Origin of the sequence: Neisseria gonorrhoeae, assembly GCF_013030075.1 — a bacterium.
Classification (GTDB): domain Bacteria; phylum Pseudomonadota; class Gammaproteobacteria; order Burkholderiales; family Neisseriaceae; genus Neisseria; species Neisseria gonorrhoeae.
Genome location: NZ_AP023069.1, coordinates 866,773 through 883,984, shown reverse-complemented (window position 1 = coordinate 883,984; position 17,212 = coordinate 866,773). Strand labels below are relative to the sequence as shown.

Here is a 17,212-nt window from a genome sequence, read left to right as displayed (position 1 = left end):
ATGCTGTCCGAACACAAAAAGAGGGTGTGGAAAAGCCGTTTTGGACAATAAATTAACTGCGGAATATGCACAAATAGCGTATGATAGCGGCAGAATCTGTTGATGAGAGCTTCATTTTATGAAACCTGTTTTTTTGGATTTTGAACAACCCATAGCCGAACTGACCAACAAAATCGATGAGCTGCGTTTCGTCCAAGACGAGTCTGCCGTCGATATTTCGGACGAAATACACCGTTTGCAGAAAAAAAGCAACGATTTGACCAAATCGATTTTCAGCAAACTCACACCCGCTCAAATTTCACAGGTTTCCCGGCATCCGCAGCGTCCCTATACTTTGGATTACATTGACGCGCTGTTTACCGATTTTGAAGAGCTGCACGGCGACCGCCACTTTGCCGACGATCATGCGATTGTCGGCGGATTGGCGCGTTTCAACGGACAAAGCGTTGTGGTCGTCGGGCATCAGAAAGGGCGCGACACCAAAGAAAAAATCCGCCGCAACTTCGGTATGCCCCGTCCTGAAGGCTACCGCAAAGCCCTGCGCCTGATGAAAACGGCGGAAAAATTCGGCTTGCCCGTCATGACCTTTATCGATACGCCGGGCGCGTATCCCGGCATCGGCGCGGAAGAACGCGGGCAGTCGGAAGCCATCGGCAAAAACCTGTACGAACTGACCCGACTGCGCGTTCCCGTTTTGTGTACCGTCATCGGCGAAGGCGGTTCGGGCGGTGCGTTGGCGGTCGCCGTAGGCGATTACGTCAATATGCTGCAATATTCGACCTATTCCGTTATTTCCCCCGAAGGCTGTGCTTCGATTTTGTGGAAAACCGCCGAAAAGGCGGCTGATGCGGCACAGGCTTTGGGTATTACTGCCGACCGCCTGCAAAAGCTGGACTTGGTCGATACCGTCATTAAAGAGCCTTTGGGTGGTGCGCATAGGGATTTCGGGCAAACCATGAAAAACGTAAAAGCCGTTTTGGAAAAACAACTGCACGAAGCGCAAAGCATCCCGCTTGCCGATTTGCTTTCGCGCCGTTTCGACCGCATTATGGCTTACGGCAAATTTTCGGAACAATAATTCGGGTAGAACAAGCAGCAAGCAGTTTGTCTGAAACTGCTTGCTTTTTCTTTATCGGGATGAAGCCGTGCTGACTTTAGATGCGTTTGAGCAATGCTTGAAGGATTGTTTTCCTCAAGGTCTGAATGGAAAAAAAACAGCAGTGGCATTAAGCGGCGGCTTGGATTCCGTCGTTTTGCTGCATCTGCTGGTTTGTGCCGGGAAGCGGGCAGGATTTGTGCCGGAGGCATTGCACATCCATCACGGCTTGAGTCCCCGAGCCGACGATTGGGCGGATTTCTGCCGGAATTATTGCGATATGCTAGGGGTGGGGCTGGAAACGGTTAAGGTCTGCGTGGAAAAAAACGGTTTGGGCATCGAGGCGGCGGCAAGGCAAAAGCGTTATGCCGAGTTTGCCGAAAAAGGCTTTGACGTTTTGGCGTTGGCGCACCACAGGGACGATCAAATCGAAACCTTTATGCTGGCAGTCGCGCGCGGCGGAGGTTTGCGCGCTTTGGCGGCTATGCCCGCCGTCCGCCCTTTGGGGGAAAACGGCATTATCTGGCGGCCTTTGCTGCCTTTTTCGCGCCAAGACATATGGGATTATGCCCGAAAACACGGTTTGCCGAATATCGAGGATGAAAGCAATACCGATACGGCTTATTTGCGAAACCGCTTCCGGCACCGTATTTTGCCCGAACTTTCGGCGCAGATTCCCCATTTCGGGCGGCATGTGCTGAACAATGTCCGCGCTTTGCAGGAAGATTTGGCTTTGTTGGAAGAGGTCGTCGTTCAAGACTGCCGTTGGGTTTGCGGGGCCGGTTATTTCGATACGGCGCGGTGGCTGACGTTTTCCCCGCGCCGGAAAACCCATATTTTGCGGAATTTTCTAAAGGAAAACGGCATCCCCGTGCCGAATCAGAACGCACTTGCCGACATTGCCCGCGTTTTGACGGAGGCAAAAACCGGACGTTGGAACTTGCAAGGCTTTGAATTGCATCATTATGCAGGCAGGCTGTTTGTGTTTGCGTCGGAACAGTTGGCAAAACCGGCTTTTCTGAAAGATGGGACGATAAGCGGAAATCTCAAAAAAATACTGACAGAACATAGATTTGTGTTGAAGCGGCATCCGTTCGGACTTCCTGAAGCCATGTTGGAACAGGACGGGATTTTGAGGACGGTAGCGGCATCGGATACGTTGGCTGTCGGCGGCATCCATAAAAATGTGAAAAAAATCCTTCAGGGGAAACGGGTTCTGCCTTTCCTGCGCCCAATTTGGCCGCTCGTTGCCGACAGCGGAAACCGTCCATTGGCGTTGGCAAACTGTTGTGCGGATTTTCAAATCTCGGTTTCAGACGGCATTTTGCCCGTACATCCTGACTTTCCCATTTTATTTTGATAATATCGCAAACAGATTTCGGCGGCGTTCAGTCGGGTATTGTCCGGTTGCATATTTCTAAAAGGCTTGTGAAGTGAAACACATCAGTTCGACCAATAATGAACATATCAGACACCTGCACCGCCTGTTGTCGCAAGGAAAGTTCAGACGGCAGTATGCCCAAACCGTTTTGGAGGGCGTGCACCTGCTTCAGGTTTTCCTGCAATCCGGCAGAAAGCCGGTCGGGGTATATATTCCCGAAGCTAAAATGCCGTCTGAAGAAGTCCTTAAATTGACAGCGGTTTTGCCGGAAGACGGGATTTTTTCCGTTTCAGACGGCATATTGAAAAAAATCAGCAGCTTGAGTTGTGCAGACGAGATACTTACACTGATTGATATCCCATTGGGCGGAACCTTGCCGGACAAAGGCGACTGTGCGGTTTTGGACGGCGTGCAAGATCCGGGCAATGTCGGCACCGTCTTACGGAGTGCGGCGGCGGCAGGGGTAGGTACGGTCGTTTTGGGCAGGGGTTGTGCGGACGCGTGGTCGCCCAAGGTATTACGCGCGGGTATGGGCGCGCATTTCTTGTTGGACATTTATTCGCAGGCGGATTTGGAAATATGGTTGGCGCACTATGAAGACCGTGTGTTTGCCACCGCGTTGCGCGAGGAAAAGCAGGCGGTTTTGTACGGCGAAGATTTGTGCGAACCGACAGCTTGGGTGTTCGGCAACGAAGGTGCGGGTGTCGGTAAAGCAGTTTTAGACAGGGCGGACAAGTGTGTCAGGATACCGATGCACGATGCAACCGAGTCTTTAAATGTCGCGATGGCGGCGACAATCTGCCTGTTTGAACAGATGCGCCAACGGGCGGCGTATTGAGGAAGAGAAATGCCGTCTGAAAAAATCTATTACGGCGTATTGATTTTCTTATGTATCGCTTCTATGCTGCTGTCACCGTTTTTTTATGCGGGTGCTTTGAAGCCCAAGAAGGCGGCATTGCGGAAGGACGGGCAGTGGAAACTCATCTTATCGTCCAATGCCGTGGCGGCGGCGGTTTTGTTTTGGATATGGTGGAAATGGTTTTGACAGATATTGCTCAAAATCGTGCTAATGGAATCCGAACAAATAAAGAATTTGGTAAAAAATTTGTTAAATCAACGGATTAAAGTTTTGTGGAAAACAAAACAGCTCTAAGCAAATAGGGCGTTTGTCGGTAAATACGGAAGAGTTGCGGCATTATCGGGCATCTTTAACAAGTAGTGTCGGCTTGGCAGGCAATCGGTTTTTATGGGCAGCTTGCAAAATCGCGGATATAAAATTGCGAATCGGTTAAAGTGTGGGGACGCTATGAAAAATTGCGAATTTTTTTATGATCCGACAAGGGCAATCTATGATAGCGGTGCAGATTACTTAACTAGGGAAAAATATAGATTAGTCGTAATCGCAAATAGCGCTTGGGGGCTATTGCTGAATTTACCTTGTTATTATGACGAGGTTTTGGAAAAGCGGAAAATACCGTTCGGCAAACAGGAAATTGATGACGATATGGACAAAGTGTCCGCCCTTAAGCGGAAGTTTAAAGACATTTCTGAAATCAAAGTAGGGGATGGTTGGGAATACCCGTTCAATTATGAGCAAGGAATGAAAGAATTAGATGAAGTTCTATTGAAATACATTCCTTTTTTTGAAGAGGAACAATAAAGGAGTTTAATATGCGCGTATCTAAAATGATTGGAAGTATATTGCTTGTTGCAGCGGTTCAGACCGTATTTTCGGCAAATGTTTACGAGTGCCGCCATAATGGTAAAACCAGTTACAGCCAAACTCCGGGAAAACATTGTACCAACGCGGGTTTGGGGCGGGATCGGGTGTACAGTTCGGTCAGGCCTGCCGTGAAAGACAGGGCGGAAGACACAGGAGTTGGCGATTATTCGGACACGGTGAGGGACGAAGCCGTCCAAAATCCGAAAGGGAATGCACAGAAAGACGGTTCGGATGCCGGCATCAGACCGCATTGATTGAAACCGAATCAACCATTACGGTGTTGAACAATAGAATTTGAACGATTAGGGAACTCTGATGAAACACATCCACATTATCGGTATCGGCGGCACGTTTATGGGCGGGATTGCCGCCATTGCCAAAGAAGCCGGGTTCAAAGTCAGCGGTTGCGACGCGAAGATGTATCCGCCGATGAGCACCCAGCTCGAAGCCTTGGGCATAGGCGTACACGAAGGCTTCGATGCCGCGCAGTTGGAAGAATTTCAAGCCGATATTTACGTCATCGGCAATGTCGCCAGGCGCGGGATGGATGTGGTCGAGGCGATTTTGAACCGTGGGCTGCCTTATATTTCCGGCCCGCAATGGCTGGCTGAAAACGTGCTGCACCATCATTGGGTACTCGGCGTGGCAGGGACGCACGGCAAAACGACCACCGCGTCCATGCTCGCCTGGGTCTTGGAATATGCCGGACTCGCGCCGGGCTTCCTCATCGGCGGTGTACCGGAAAATTTCGGCGTTTCCGCCCGCCTACCGCAAACGCCGCGTCAAGACCCGAACAGCAAATCGCCGTTTTTCGTCATCGAAGCCGACGAATACGACACCGCCTTTTTCGACAAACGCTCCAAATTCGTGCATTATCGCCCGCGTACCGCCGTGTTGAACAATCTGGAATTCGACCACGCCGACATCTTCGCCGACTTGGGCGCGATACAGACCCAGTTCCACCACCTCGTGCGCACCGTACCATCCGAAGGCCTCATCGTCTGCAACGGACAGCAGCAAAGCCTGCAAGATACTTTGGACAAAGGCTGCTGGACGCCGGTGGAAAAATTCGGCACCGGACACGGCTGGCAGATTGGTGAAGTCAATGCCGACGGCTCGTTCGACGTATTGCTTGACGGCAAAAAAGCCGGACACGTCGCATGGGATTTGATGGGCGGACACAACCGTATGAACGCGCTCGCCGTCATCGCTGCCGCACGCCATGCCGGAGTCGATGTTCAGACGGCCTGCGAAGCCTTGGGTGCGTTTAAAAACGTCAAACGCCGCATGGAAATCAAAGGCACGGCAAACGGCATCACCGTTTACGACGATTTCGCCCACCACCCGACCGCCATCGAAACCACGATTCAAGGTTTGCGCCAACGTGTCGGCGGCGCGCGCATCCTCGCCGTGCTCGAGCCGCGTTCCAACACCATGAAACTCGGCACGATGAAGTCCGCCCTGCCCGCAAGCCTCAAAGAAGCCGACCAAGTGTTCTGCTACGCCGGCGGCGCGGACTGGGACGTTGCCGAAGCCCTCGCGCCTTTGGGCTGCAGGCTGCGCGTCGGTAAAGATTTCGATACCTTCGTTGCCGAAATTGTGAAAAACGCCCGAACCGGCGACCATATTTTGGTGATGAGCAACGGCGGTTTCGGCGGAATACACACCAAACTGCTGGACGCTTTGAGATAGCCCGGGCAATGCCGTCTGAAAGCCCTTTAGACGGCATTGCCCGGCTGCGCGGCACAAAGGCGGAAAAACCGTTTGCCCCGTATTTTCAAACGCGTTACACTTGCCGCCGCTGTTTTCAGCCATTTGATTACCCGCAACCGCCGTCATTGCGCCGGCGGTTTGCCTGTCAGCGTCATTGCGCCGCTGTAAATACGAAAGAACACATTATGACCGTATCCCCCGTCGCCTTGCGCCGTAAGACCGAGTGCAAGCCTCATCCCACCGCGCGCTATTGGAAAAAATGCGATGTCGAGGCACTTTTCGGACTGCCGTTTTTAGAACTTGTCTATCAGGCGGCAGAAGTCCACCGCCAAAATTTCAACCCGCGCGAAATCCAGCTTTCCACGCTGTTGTCCATCAAAACCGGCGGTTGTCCCGAAGATTGCGCCTACTGTCCGCAATCAGCGCACCACAACACCAATTTGGGCAAAGAGCAGATGATGGATGTGGATGAAATCGTCGAAAAAGCCAAAATCGCCAAATCGCGCGGCGCAAGCCGGTTTTGTATGGGCGCGGCATGGCGCGGCCCCAAACCCAAAGACGTGGAGACGGTTTCCGCAATCATCAAAGCCGTCAAGGGCTTAGGTATGGAAACCTGCGGCACGTTCGGTATGCTCGAAGAAGGTATGGCGGAAGACTTGAAAGAGGCGGGCTTGGATTATTACAACCACAACCTCGACACCGACCCCGACCGCTACAACGACATCATCCACACACGCCGGCACGAAGACCGTATGGATACCTTGGGCAAAGTCCGCAACGCCGGTTTGAAAGTCTGCTGCGGCGGCATCGTCGGGATGAACGAAACCCGCGCCGAACGCGCCGGGCTGATTGCCAGCCTCGCCAACCTCGACCCGCAGCCCGAAAGCGTGCCGATTAACCGGTTGGTCAAAGTGGAAGGCACGCCGCTTGCCGATGCCGAAGATTTGGATTGGACCGAATTTGTCCGTACGGTTTCCGTAGCGCGGATTACGATGCCGCAAAGTTATGTCCGCCTCTCGGCAGGGCGCAGCAATATGCCTGAAGCGATGCAGGCGATGTGCTTCATGGCGGGTGCGAACTCGATTTTTTACGGCGACAAGCTGTTGACCACAGGCAATCCTGATGAGGACGGCGATAGAATCCTGATGGAAAAGCTTAACCTGTATCCCTTGCAGTTTGAGCCGGAAGGCGAGGTCGCCGAAGTGGAAAAAGCCTCCGGGATTAAAGCGGATTATTGACGATTGAAAAATGCCGTCTGAAACTTGAATGCCGTCTGAAACCTGAAAAAAGGCTTTCAGACGGCATTTGTTCGGACGGAATTTCCAATATCTTTTTACCGGCGCGTGATGTCGCCGCCGGGCGAGACATCCAGTCCGTTCCCGTTGGGGAAGTCGCTATGGTTCAGATAAATAATCCGCTCAATAACAGTTTTTTCAGGGTCGATTTTGGGGATTTTATCGCCGACTTGAGTGATGGGGATAATGTTGCCGGAAACGAACCGCCCCTGTTTGTCGGTGATAATTTTGAAAATCGGCGCAATGCCGCTGATGCCGTAGGTGGCAAAGTTGCCGCCGCTGTAAGAGATGAAGCGGTCGTGGTAAAGTTCGACGGCGCGAGTAACGTGCGCCCCCTGCCCGAATACGACATCCGCGCCGGAATCGACGGCGAGCCGCGCAAACTCGACGACGTTGCCCCTGTTTTCCCCATAGAAGATTTCGGTATCGAACGGCAGGTGTTCAGCCTGTTTCCCTTCCGCGCCGCCGTGGAACATCACAATGACGATGTCGGTTTTTTGTTTGGTTTTCCGAATCAGTTTTTTGAATTTGGCGTAATCGTTCAGTTTGACGGCGGCAAGGTTGGGGGCGAAGGAGACGAAGCCGTATCTCACGCCGTTTTTCTTCAGGATGGCGGTTTCAAACCTGTTTTCGATGCCCGAATATTTGATGTTCAATTCGTCAAGGTTGCCTGCCGTTGCCGTGATGCCTTGCGCGCCGAAGCCGTTGCTGTGGTTGTTTGCGAGGCTGAGGTAGTCGAATCCCGCGTCGGCAAGGTATTGCCCGTATGCGGAGGGCGTTCGGAATGCATAGCATATTTTGGTGGTTTGCACATTTTTTCGGCGTACCGCCTTCGTCAAACAGCGTACCTTATGCCGCCGACCCCGATGATGGAAACGGTATCTGCTGCCTTTCCGTCAGGCGTATCCTGTCCGTCCGCATCGCCGGTGTTTGAAACGGGCGCGGGGTTTGAACCGTCAATCGGCAGCACGGGGGATTCCGTTCCGGCAGGATGCGCCGAGGCTTGACCCCGGCGGTTTTCGGCGCGGAAACAGCATAAGGGGCGGCAGGCGGCTCTTTTACATACTCGAGCGCGGTAAAGCCGCTGCCGATAACGAGGGCCAAAATTGCGGAAAATACCGCCATCGCCCAGATAAATTTGTTAATAATCATACCTTTACTGTTCAGACGGCATTTGCCGCACGTTTTGGGGCTTATCTCTCGATTTGCGATACGTCGCGCACCGCGCCTTTGTCGGCGGAAGTCGCCATCGCGCCGTAAGCCCTTAATGCGGCGGAGACGTAGCGGTCGCGGTTTTCCGGTTTCCACGCTTTGCTGCCGCGAGCTTCCATTTCGGCACGGCGTGCGGCAAGCTCTTCATCGGAAATGACAAGGCGGATGCTGCGTTTGGGGATGTCGATTTCAATCGTATCGCCTTCGTGTACCAAACCGATTGCGCCGCCTTCCGCCGCTTCGGGCGAGGCGTGTCCGATGGACAAACCTGATGTGCCGCCGGAGAAGCGTCCGTCGGTTAAGAGGGCGCAGGCTTTGCCCAAGCCTTTGGATTTCAGGTAGGAGGTCGGGTATAGCATTTCCTGCATACCCGGGCCGCCTTTCGGGCCTTCGTAGCGGATGATGACGATGTTGCCGGCGACGATTTGGTTGCCCAAAATATCTTCGACGGCGGCTTCCTGGCTTTCAAACACGCGCGCGCGGCCGGTGAATTTGAGGATGCTCTCGTCCACGCCTGCGGTTTTTACCACGCAGCCGCGCTCGGCGATGTTGCCGAATAAGACCGCCAAACCGCCGTCTTGCGAGTAGGCGTGTGCCACGTCGCGGATACAGCCTTTTTCGCGGTCAAGGTCGAGGGTTTTCCAAATACGGTTTTGCGAGAACGCCTGAGTGGTGCGCACGCCGCCGGGAGCCGCTTTGAAACGTTCGATGGCGCGGGTGTTTTCGGGATTGGTGACGTCCCATTTTTCAATCGCGTCTTTCAGTGTCGGCGCGTGGATCGTGTACACGTCGGTGTGCAGTTTGCCCGCTTTGTCAAGTTCTTTCAGAATGGCGAAGATGCCGCCGGCGCGGTGCACGTCTTCCATATAGTAGTCGTGGTTGTTGGGCGCGGTTTTGCAGATGCAGGGCACGACGCGGCTTAAGCGGTCGATGTCTGCCATTTTGAAATCCACGCCCGCTTCGTTGGCGACGGCGAGCAAGTGCAGGATGGTATTGGTGCTGCCTCCCATCGCAATATCCATCGTCATGGCGTTTTCAAACGCTTTTTTGGTGGCAATGCTGCGCGGCAGCACGGTTTCGTCGTCTTGCTCGTAATAGCGTTTGGTGATTTCGACAATCATACGCCCTGCTTCGAGGAACAATTCTTTGCGGCCTGCGTGGGTCGCCAAATACGAACCGTTGCCGGGCAGGGACAGACCGAGCGCTTCGGTCAGGCAGTTCATCGAGTTTGCCGTAAACATACCCGAACACGAGCCGCAGGTCGGGCAGGCGTTTTGTTCGACTTCTTCGACTTGCCGGTTGCTGACATTGTCGTCCGCCGATTCGATCATGGCGTCAATCAAGTCCAAACGGCGTTCGGGTTGGATGTTTGCCACGCCGATGACCTTGCCCGCTTCCATCGGGCCGCCGGAGACGAAGATGGTGGGGATGTTCAGGCGCATGGCGGCAATCAGCATTCCCGGGGTGATTTTGTCGCAGTTGGAAATGCACACCAGCGCGTCGGCGCAGTGGGCGTTGACCATATATTCGATGGAGTCGGCAATCAAATCGCGGCTGGGCAGGGAGTACAACATACCGCTGTGCCCCATGGCGATGCCGTCGTCGATGGCGATGGTGTTGAATTCTTTGGCAATTGCACCCGCTTTTTCAATCTCGCGGGCAACCAGCTGGCCCATATTGTGCAGGTGGACATGGCCGGGCACGAATTGGGTGAAGGAGTTGGCAACGGCGATGATGGGCTTGCCGAAGTCGGTTTCCATCACGCCGGTGGCGCGCCACAATGCGCGCGCGCCCGCCATATTGCGGCCGTGGGTGGAGGTTTTGGAGCGGTATTCTGGCATAGTGTGTTTCCTTGTGCCTATACCGTCTGAAAGGCAGGGCTGTTTCAGACGGCATCGGGTACGGTTTTTTAGAGTGGGAAAAGGGGGGATTTTATACCAAGTATCGGAATTTTGCGGAATGGAAACGTGTGCGGCAAAAAAGAACATCCCCGCAGGAATGCGGGGGACGGGTTCAGGCGCGCGCAATCGGGACGGCTTTGGATGCGTCCCAAAAATCGACGGGCGCATCCAACACGGGTTTGACGATGCCCGTCCGTATGGCGAAATCGCCGAAACCTTCGTCGGTATCGCGTCCCGCCGCCCATTTGCCGATCAGGTCTTCCAATTCGGAAAGGATTTCCGGCAGGGTGATGTTTTCTTTGTAGAGGCGGGGGATGCGTACGCCTTCGCGGTCGCCGCCGATGTGGAGGTTGTAGCGTCCCACGGCTTTGCCGACCAGTCCGATTTCCGCCAACATCGCCCGTCCGCAGCCGTTCGGGCAGCCGGTAATGCGGGTAACGATGTAGTCGTCCGACGCGCCGTGTTCCGCCATAATCTTATCCAGCTCGCCGATGAAGTCCGGCAACACGCGTTCGGCTTCCGCCATTGCCAGCGGGCAGGTCGGGAAGGAAGCGCACGACATCGCATTTTCGCGCAGCTTGCTGACACCGTCGCGTATCAGCCCGTATGAGCGGGCGAGCTGTTCGATCCGGGCTTTGCCTCCTTCGGGCACATTTGCCACGATGAGGTTTTGGTTGGCGGTGATGCGGAAGCCGCCTTTGTGGATTTTGGCGATTTCCAACACGCCGGTCAGAAGCTGTTTCCCGCCTTCGTCAACCAAACGCCCGCTTTCGATGAAAAGGGTCAAATGCCAGTTGCCGTCTATGCCTTTCACCCGGCCGATGCGGTCGCCGCGCCCGGTAAACTTGAACGGCCGTATGGGTTTGAACGGCATACCCATACGGCGTTCGACTTCCGTGCGGAAGTTGTCCAAGCCCATATTTTGAATGGTGTAGCGGGTGCGGTCGTTTTTGCGGTGGCTGCGGTTGCCGAAGTTGCGCTGCGTGGTTACCACCGCTTCGGCGGCCTTCAGTGCGTGTTCCGGAGGCACGAAACCCAGTTCCAGTGAAATGTTCGGATAGGTTTTGGTGTTGCCGTTGCCGTGTTCCGTCGAAAGCCCGCCGCCCGCCAAAACATTGAAGCCGGCAAGCTGTCCGTTGCCGTCTGAAACGGCGACGAAATCCAAATCGTTACCGTAGCAGTCCACATCGTTCAAGGGCGGGATGACGACTGCGGTTTTGAATTTTCGCGGCAGATAGGTTTTGCCCAAAATCGGCTCGCCTTCTTGAAGGAAGTCGTCGGAACTTTGAACTTTTTTGCCGTCCACCCACATATCCAGATAACCGCGCGTGCGCGGCAGCAGGTGTTCGGAAATCTTTTTCGCGTATTCGTAAGCCTGCCGGTGCAGCTCGGACTCGATCGGGTTGGAGGTGCAAAGCACATTGCGGTTCATATCCGCCGCCGTAGCGATGGAATCCAAACCCAGGCTGTGCAAGAGGCGGGGCATCGTCTGCAACTTGGTTTTCGGCACGCCGTGAAATTGGAAGGTTTGCCGGTTGGTTAGCCGGATGGAGCGGTAATGACTCTTTTCCCGGGCGAATTTGTCCAGTTCTATCCACTGGGACGGTTTGATGATCCCGCCGGCAGCCGGCAGCGCAAAAGCATAAATTTCAAGGGCTCGAGTTTTGCCTCGGTGCGGATGTCGCGGCCATCCTGCTCATACATACTGTGGAAGCGGATGAGTTGGAAGTTGTCGCCTTTGAAGCCGCCCGTGAGCGGGTCTTTCAAATCGTCCAAAATCGTGCCGCGTAAAAAATTGCTTTCGGTTTTCAGGCGTTCGTTGTCGGATAGCGGCTTTTCTTGCCACGCCAAACCTTTTGTCTTGGCCTGTACGGTCATTTTGTGTTCCTCCCGATTATATTTAATCAATAAACATCACGCTGATAGCGTTTTTCTTCGCGCAGCATATCCAAATATCCTTCTGCGCCGTCTTCGTCCGAATGCCCTGCCCCGATAATCACATCCAGCAAGGCGGCTTCCACTTCTTTTGCCATTTTTGCCGCATCGCCGCACACATAGATATGCGCGCCTTCCTGCAGCCATTGCCAAAGTCCTTCCGCCTGTTCGCGGATTTTGTCCTGCACATAGATTTTTTCTTCCTGATCGCGCGACCAGGCGAAGTCATATCTGTGCAGGAAGCCGTCTTTGGCAAACTGCTGCCATTCGGTCTGATAGAGGAAGTCGGCGGCAAAATGCGGATTGCCGAAAATCAGCCAGTTTCTGCCTTCCGCATTTTCTGCGGCACGTTGTTGGACGAAGGCGCGGAACGGTGCGACGCCGGTACCGGAGCCGATCATCACAATCGGCTTGCGGCTGTCTTCGGGCAGCCTGAAGCCGTCGTTGCGTTCCGCAAACACGCGCACCGTGCCGTCCTCTTCCAGCCGGTCGGCAAAGAAACCCGATGCGCCGCCCGACCTGGCGCGCCTTTCGTGTTCGAAACGCACTGCGCCGACGGTCAGGTGCACTTCGTCCCCCGCTTCCGCCTGCGACGAGGAAATCGAATACAGGCGCGGCGCAAGCGGGCGCAGCAGGCCGGCGAATTGTTCCGCCGTCAGTTTTGCCGGGAAGCGGTGCAGCACACCGGCAATCGGCGTGCTTTGCACAAAGCCTTGCAAAACGGCGTTGTCGGCAGCAATACGGTCGAGTTCGTCATCATCGGCGAACGTGGCATAGCCTTTGACAAAGGCGGGGGTGTTTTGCGTGAGTTCGAAATGGGATAACAGTGCGGAGGCAACCGGCAGGGTTTTTCCGCCCGCCTGTATTTCCGTTGCCGGATTGATGCCGAGCAGGTCTAGGATTTCCCAGACCAGTGCCGGATCGTTGTCAAACCAAACGCCGAGCGCGTCGCCCGGGAGGTAGTGCAAATCCGAACCGCTCAAATCGATTTCGATGTGGCGCACGTCTTTATCGGATTGGCGGGCGGTGATTTTCTGATTGGCCAGCAGGGCGGCGGGAAAGGGGTCTGCCTTGCAGTACCTGCCCTCCGATGCCGTCTGAAGGCCGGCGGGGGGACGTTGCCTGCGGCGCGGGCGTTGCCCGGTTTTTTGCGGCTTCTTCTTTTAAGCGCGCGACAATGCGGCCTGTCCATCCGTCTGCGGCGGCGGCAAAGTCCAAATCCGCATCAACGCGTTCGAGCAGGCGTTTTGCGCCCAATTCTTCAAAACGTTTGTCGAAATCTTTGCCCGCCCGGCAGAAATTCGGATAGGAGCTGTCGCCCAAACCCAGTACGGCAAATTGGAGTTTGTCCAATTTCGGGGCTTTTTTGCAGTTCAGCAGTTTGTGCAGCACGACGGCTTCTTCCGGCGGTTCGCCTTCGCCCTGGGTGGACGTAACCAGCAGCAGGCGGCGTTCGCCGGCGATGTTTTTCGCCTTGTAGCCTTTCAGTTCGGCGCGCCTGACTTGGATGCCGGCGGCTTTCAGGCTGTCCGCCGCTTTGTCGGCAACGGATTTCGCATTGCCGGTTTGCGAGGCGGAAAGGACGGTTACGGAAAAAGGTTCTGCCGCCGGCAATGCCGTCTGAAGCGCGGGCAGCCCTGCGGATGCCCCGTTTCCTGCTTTTGCCCAAGCGTAGCCGGACAGCCCCGACACAGGAGCTGCGTGATTTCGGGCGGCATAGGCGGTAATGGCGGATTTGTGTTCTGCATATCGTGTTCACTCATAAAATCATACCTGCCGCAACAGTACCGTATGTCGCTTCGTCTATCAGGATAAACGAACCGGCGGCGGTGTTTTCCGCATAAGGCGTTGCCGTAACGGGTTTTTGAAGGTTGATGCGGACTTTGGCGATGTCGTTCATCTTTAAGGATTCCGCGCCGGCCTCTTGTTCCAGCGTGCGGACATCCAAAACGCTTTCAATTTCCCCGACTTTTGCCGGCACGGTTTGCGTGCCGTGCTTGAGCAGGTATTTGCGCGCGGTGTTGAGCGGGCGTTCGTCAAACCAGCAAAGCGTGGCTTCCGGATGTTTTTGCGGGGCGAGCGGGAAATTTTTATCGACAAAAAGATCGCCGCGCGAAACATCGATGTCGCGGTCCAGCCGGATGGTTGCCGCCTCGCCGGCAAAAGCCTGCGCCACTTCCCCTTTCGGCGCGATGATTTCGGACACTTCGGCGGTCAGCCCGTTCGGTTCGATGCGGACGGTTTGCCCGACGGTGACCGAACCGCGTTCGATGCGCCCCTGATAGCCTCGGAAACCGTCGGCCTTGTCGGCATCTTGGCGGACGACCAGTTGGACGGGGAAATAAAAACCGGCATCGCGCCACCTTCCTGAAATTTCCGCCATATCGCCCAAAGACGGCGGCAGCAAGGCTTCCAGCCTTTCACGCAGCAGGCGGGCGAGGACGGGCGCGCTGCCGGAGCTGGAAACGGCAATCTGAACAGGGTCGCGGTCGATAACCGACGGGAAGATGAAGCTGCAATGGTCACGGTCGCCCACCACGTTGACCGGCTTTTGGCAGCTTTCGGCAAGATGGAAAACGCGCCGGTTGAGGGCTTGGTCGCTGCTTGCCGCAATGATGAGGAAAACCGTGCGGATGTGTTCGGCACGAAATTCTTTGGCAAGCCACAGGATTTTGTTTTCCGCCGCCAACGCGGAGAGTTCGGCATTCAGGTGTTTTGCGGCAACCCCGACCTCTGCGCCCGCCTTCGGCAGCAGGCTGATTTTGCGTGCGGCGACCGCGCCGCCGCCTACGACCAATACGGGGCGGCCGGAGAGGTTGGCGAAAATGGGAAAATAATTCACTGGCTGACTCCTTTGCTGTTTGCCCGCACCTTGTTTCCGATACGGTGCGTCGCGGCATTTTTGTCGGAATGCGGGTCATTTTAAATAATAAAAAGGCATTTGTTAGAAGCTGAAAGCTATATGGGGGGCGGCTGCGGATGCGGCGGTTTTCCGTTTTATAGCGGATTAACAAAAACCGGTACGGCGTTGCCCCGCCCCGGCTCAAAGGGAACGGTTCCCTAAGGCGCCCAAGCACCGGGCGAACCGGTTCCATACCATTTGTACTGCCTGCGGCCCGCCGCCTTGTCCTGATTTTTGTTAATCCGCTATATAACGGTTTTGGACGGAAAAACGGCCTGAAGCCGTTTCGGGCATTCAGACCGTTTGTGCGGTGGGGAAAATGCCGTCAGAAAGGCAGAAAAGGGCTTCAGACGGCATGATGTCGGGTTTCAGGACAGGAGCAGGATGGCGGCTGCGGCAAGCGCGGCAACCGATAATGCGGCGGCAAGCGCGGCTTTGCCGGCAAAGCGGATTGAGGTTTTGCCTTCGATGTATTTGAAGCCGGTTATCATCGGGCGGACGAGGTTTTTCTTTTTGAATATGCGGTATGCGGCGACGGCGGCGATGTGGACTGCGGAAAAAACGGCGAGCAGCTTGAAAAAGTTGAGGTGGATTTTCCGTATAAGGCTGCCCGTATGTTCGGAAACCAAATGGTTGAGGTAGCCGTTGGTGCTGAAGGTGTTTTCATCGGCGGCAAAAAGCCCCGTGCCGACTTGAAATGAGACGGCGGCCAAAAGCGCAACGACCATCAGTGCGCCCAAGGGGTTGTGTCCGGGCTGGATATGTTCGGGAATGCCGTTTTTCAGATAGCCGCGTATACCTGCCCAACCTCGGACGAAACGGGAGAAACGGGCGGTATCGCTGCCCCAAATGCCCCAGCAGAGGCGGAATACGAGCAGGAAAAGGACGAGCAGCCCGACGCGCGTGTGCCATTGCAGCATATCGCCGCCGGCTTTTGCGCTATACCACATAAAGGGCAGGGATGCGGCAAGCAGCCAGTGGAAAAGGCGGGTGGGGAAGTCCCAGACTTTGGTTTTGTTTTTCATAATCGGTTTCCGGCGGTAGAATCGGTTTGTTTTCGAGCCTTAATTTTAACCGATTGGAGGGGAAATGTTTCCCGTTTTCCATCTTTCAGGCGAAAGCCGCCGCCGGATGCTTCAGACGGCATTGCGTTTTCCCCATGTTTTCAAAGCCCGTGCGGAAGATTCGCACAAAGGGACTTTCGGCACGCTCGCCGTAGTCGGCGGATCGGCAGGGATGAGCGGCGCGCCCGTATTGGCGGCATCGGCGGCAATGTATCTCGGCTGCGGTAAGGTGCGGGCAGGTTTCAATCAGGATACGCTGCCTTTTGCCGTCATTGCCGGTTTTCCCGAGATTATGTTGGACACGGCAGACGGTTTGACCAAGCGTCAAGGCATAAACGCTTGGACGGCGGGTTGCGGCTTGGGTACAGATGCGGCGGCAGTGGAAACGGTGGCGGCAGTGCTGGCGCGGAATCGAGACGAAGCCGTCGTTTTGGATGCGGACGCGCTGAACATATTATCAACCGATGCCGAAACCCGAAATCTGGCGCGCGGGTGTAAAAACCTGATTTTAACGCCGCACCCCGCCGAAGCCGCGCGCCTGCTTGGAACGACAGTTGCACAGGTTCAGGCGGATCGGACGGCGGCAGTAAGGAAGATAGGGGCAATTCTCGGTGCAACCGTGGTTTTAAAGGGGCACAAAACATTGGTTGCCGCGTCCGATACGGAAATCTATGTCAACGAAAGCGGCAATGCGGGATTGGCAACGGCGGGCAGTGGCGACGTATTGGGCGGCATCATCGGCAGTCTGCTCGCACAGGGCGTGCCGGTTTTTGAAGCCGCCTGCGCGGGCGCGTGGCTGCACGGCGCGGCGGCGGATGTTATAAAGGAATCGGCAGGCATTGCGGCTGGGCTGTCGGCAGGGGAAATCGCCCCGGCGGCAAGGTGGCTGCGCAACTGGATAACTGAAAGTATGTAAGAAGATGCCGTCTGAAAGGCAAGGGCTTCAGACGGCATCTTCATTTTCCAAATACTGTCCGGTAAATCGTGGTA

Annotated in this window: 14 protein-coding genes and 2 pseudogenes; 9 read left to right on the top strand and 7 right to left on the bottom strand. The window is 55.2% G+C overall.

The genetic code is table 11. The annotated features are described in order from the left end of the window. The first annotated feature begins 118 nt into the window (after positions 1 to 118). From HT085_RS04530 to bioB, 8 genes are all read left to right on the top strand, one after another. Positions 119 to 1,078 (top strand): acetyl-CoA carboxylase carboxyltransferase subunit alpha, encoded by a 960-nt coding sequence (locus tag HT085_RS04530; RefSeq protein ID WP_003691155.1) that lies wholly within the window; start codon positions 119 to 121, stop codon positions 1,076 to 1,078. 67 nt (positions 1,079 to 1,145) lie between these two features. Further along, positions 1,146 to 2,456 (top strand): tRNA lysidine(34) synthetase TilS, encoded by a 1,311-nt coding sequence (tilS, locus tag HT085_RS04525; protein ID WP_003688589.1) that lies wholly within the window; start codon positions 1,146 to 1,148, stop codon positions 2,454 to 2,456. Between the two features lie 73 nt (positions 2,457 to 2,529). Continuing rightward, a complete protein-coding gene (locus HT085_RS04520; RefSeq protein ID WP_003688590.1) occupies positions 2,530 to 3,315 on the top strand; it encodes a TrmH family RNA methyltransferase in 786 nt (261 codons plus the stop codon). Positions 3,316 to 3,324: 9 nt separating this feature from the next. Beyond that, positions 3,325 to 3,522: a hypothetical protein gene (locus HT085_RS04515; protein WP_012503601.1), complete on the top strand. Its 198-nt coding sequence runs from the start codon at positions 3,325 to 3,327 to the stop codon at positions 3,520 to 3,522. A gap of 261 nt (positions 3,523 to 3,783) precedes the next feature. After that, the gene (locus HT085_RS04510; protein ID WP_003691158.1) at positions 3,784 to 4,137 is read left to right on the top strand and encodes a hypothetical protein; all 354 of its coding nucleotides are present in this window, start codon (positions 3,784 to 3,786) and stop codon (positions 4,135 to 4,137) included. Between the two features lie 11 nt (positions 4,138 to 4,148). Further along, positions 4,149 to 4,454, top strand: coding sequence for a hypothetical protein (locus HT085_RS04505; protein ID WP_003691159.1), 306 nt, complete (start codon positions 4,149 to 4,151; stop codon positions 4,452 to 4,454). Positions 4,455 to 4,515: 61 nt separating this feature from the next. Further along, positions 4,516 to 5,892 (top strand): UDP-N-acetylmuramate:L-alanyl-gamma-D-glutamyl-meso-diaminopimelate ligase, encoded by a 1,377-nt coding sequence (mpl, locus tag HT085_RS04500; protein WP_003688594.1) that lies wholly within the window; start codon positions 4,516 to 4,518, stop codon positions 5,890 to 5,892. A 206-nt stretch (positions 5,893 to 6,098) separates the two neighbouring features. Further along, positions 6,099 to 7,151 (top strand): biotin synthase BioB, encoded by a 1,053-nt coding sequence (gene bioB / locus HT085_RS04495; protein WP_010358160.1) that lies wholly within the window; start codon positions 6,099 to 6,101, stop codon positions 7,149 to 7,151. Positions 7,152 to 7,246: 95 nt separating this feature from the next. Here the strand turns inward: bioB and HT085_RS04490 are convergent, their stop codons facing one another. The 7 genes and pseudogenes from HT085_RS04490 to HT085_RS04455 form a co-directional block, all read right to left on the bottom strand. Then, the gene (locus HT085_RS04490) at positions 7,247 to 8,020 is read right to left on the bottom strand and encodes a CapA family protein (protein WP_017147059.1); all 774 of its coding nucleotides are present in this window, start codon (positions 8,018 to 8,020) and stop codon (positions 7,247 to 7,249) included. A 37-nt stretch (positions 8,021 to 8,057) separates the two neighbouring features. Then, positions 8,058 to 8,360: a hypothetical protein gene (locus HT085_RS04485; RefSeq protein WP_003691162.1), complete on the bottom strand. Its 303-nt coding sequence runs from the start codon at positions 8,358 to 8,360 to the stop codon at positions 8,058 to 8,060. A 41-nt stretch (positions 8,361 to 8,401) separates the two neighbouring features. Next, the gene (gene ilvD, locus HT085_RS04480) at positions 8,402 to 10,261 is read right to left on the bottom strand and encodes a dihydroxy-acid dehydratase (RefSeq protein ID WP_003701319.1); all 1,860 of its coding nucleotides are present in this window, start codon (positions 10,259 to 10,261) and stop codon (positions 8,402 to 8,404) included. 172 nt (positions 10,262 to 10,433) lie between these two features. Continuing rightward, a pseudogene (cysI, locus tag HT085_RS04475) lies at positions 10,434 to 12,199 on the bottom strand (assimilatory sulfite reductase (NADPH) hemoprotein subunit). A gap of 26 nt (positions 12,200 to 12,225) precedes the next feature. After that, a pseudogene (locus HT085_RS11745) lies at positions 12,226 to 14,019 on the bottom strand (assimilatory sulfite reductase (NADPH) flavoprotein subunit). Beyond that, complete coding sequence (locus HT085_RS04460) at positions 14,016 to 15,098, bottom strand: elongation factor 1-alpha C-terminal domain-related protein (RefSeq protein WP_003688606.1); 1,083 nt, start codon at positions 15,096 to 15,098, stop codon at positions 14,016 to 14,018. The pseudogene HT085_RS11745 and the gene HT085_RS04460 overlap by 4 nt, the downstream one beginning before the upstream one ends. Before the next feature lie 428 nt (positions 15,099 to 15,526). Beyond that, positions 15,527 to 16,183, bottom strand: a complete 657-nt coding sequence (locus tag HT085_RS04455) for a cytochrome b/b6 domain-containing protein (protein ID WP_003688607.1) — start codon at positions 16,181 to 16,183, stop codon at positions 15,527 to 15,529. A 64-nt stretch (positions 16,184 to 16,247) separates the two neighbouring features. Between HT085_RS04455 and HT085_RS04450 the strand changes: the two genes are divergently transcribed. Continuing rightward, positions 16,248 to 17,138 (top strand): NAD(P)H-hydrate dehydratase, encoded by an 891-nt coding sequence (locus HT085_RS04450; protein WP_003688608.1) that lies wholly within the window; start codon positions 16,248 to 16,250, stop codon positions 17,136 to 17,138. The last annotated feature ends 74 nt before the right edge of the window (positions 17,139 to 17,212 follow it).

Coding starts and splice junctions, on each gene's coding strand:
- ilvD (WP_003701319.1), bottom strand. CDS start 10,261: ATGCCAGAATACCGCTCCAAAACCTCCACCCACGGCCGCAATATGGCG.
- HT085_RS04450 (WP_003688608.1), top strand. CDS start 16,248: ATGTTTCCCGTTTTCCATCTTTCAGGCGAAAGCCGCCGCCGGATGCTT.
- HT085_RS04505 (WP_003691159.1), top strand. CDS start 4,149: ATGCGCGTATCTAAAATGATTGGAAGTATATTGCTTGTTGCAGCGGTT.
- bioB (WP_010358160.1), top strand. CDS start 6,099: ATGACCGTATCCCCCGTCGCCTTGCGCCGTAAGACCGAGTGCAAGCCT.
- HT085_RS04485 (WP_003691162.1), bottom strand. CDS start 8,360: ATGATTATTAACAAATTTATCTGGGCGATGGCGGTATTTTCCGCAATT.
- mpl (WP_003688594.1), top strand. CDS start 4,516: ATGAAACACATCCACATTATCGGTATCGGCGGCACGTTTATGGGCGGG.
- HT085_RS04455 (WP_003688607.1), bottom strand. CDS start 16,183: ATGAAAAACAAAACCAAAGTCTGGGACTTCCCCACCCGCCTTTTCCAC.
- HT085_RS04515 (WP_012503601.1), top strand. CDS start 3,325: ATGCCGTCTGAAAAAATCTATTACGGCGTATTGATTTTCTTATGTATC.
- HT085_RS04510 (WP_003691158.1), top strand. CDS start 3,784: ATGAAAAATTGCGAATTTTTTTATGATCCGACAAGGGCAATCTATGAT.
- HT085_RS04530 (WP_003691155.1), top strand. CDS start 119: ATGAAACCTGTTTTTTTGGATTTTGAACAACCCATAGCCGAACTGACC.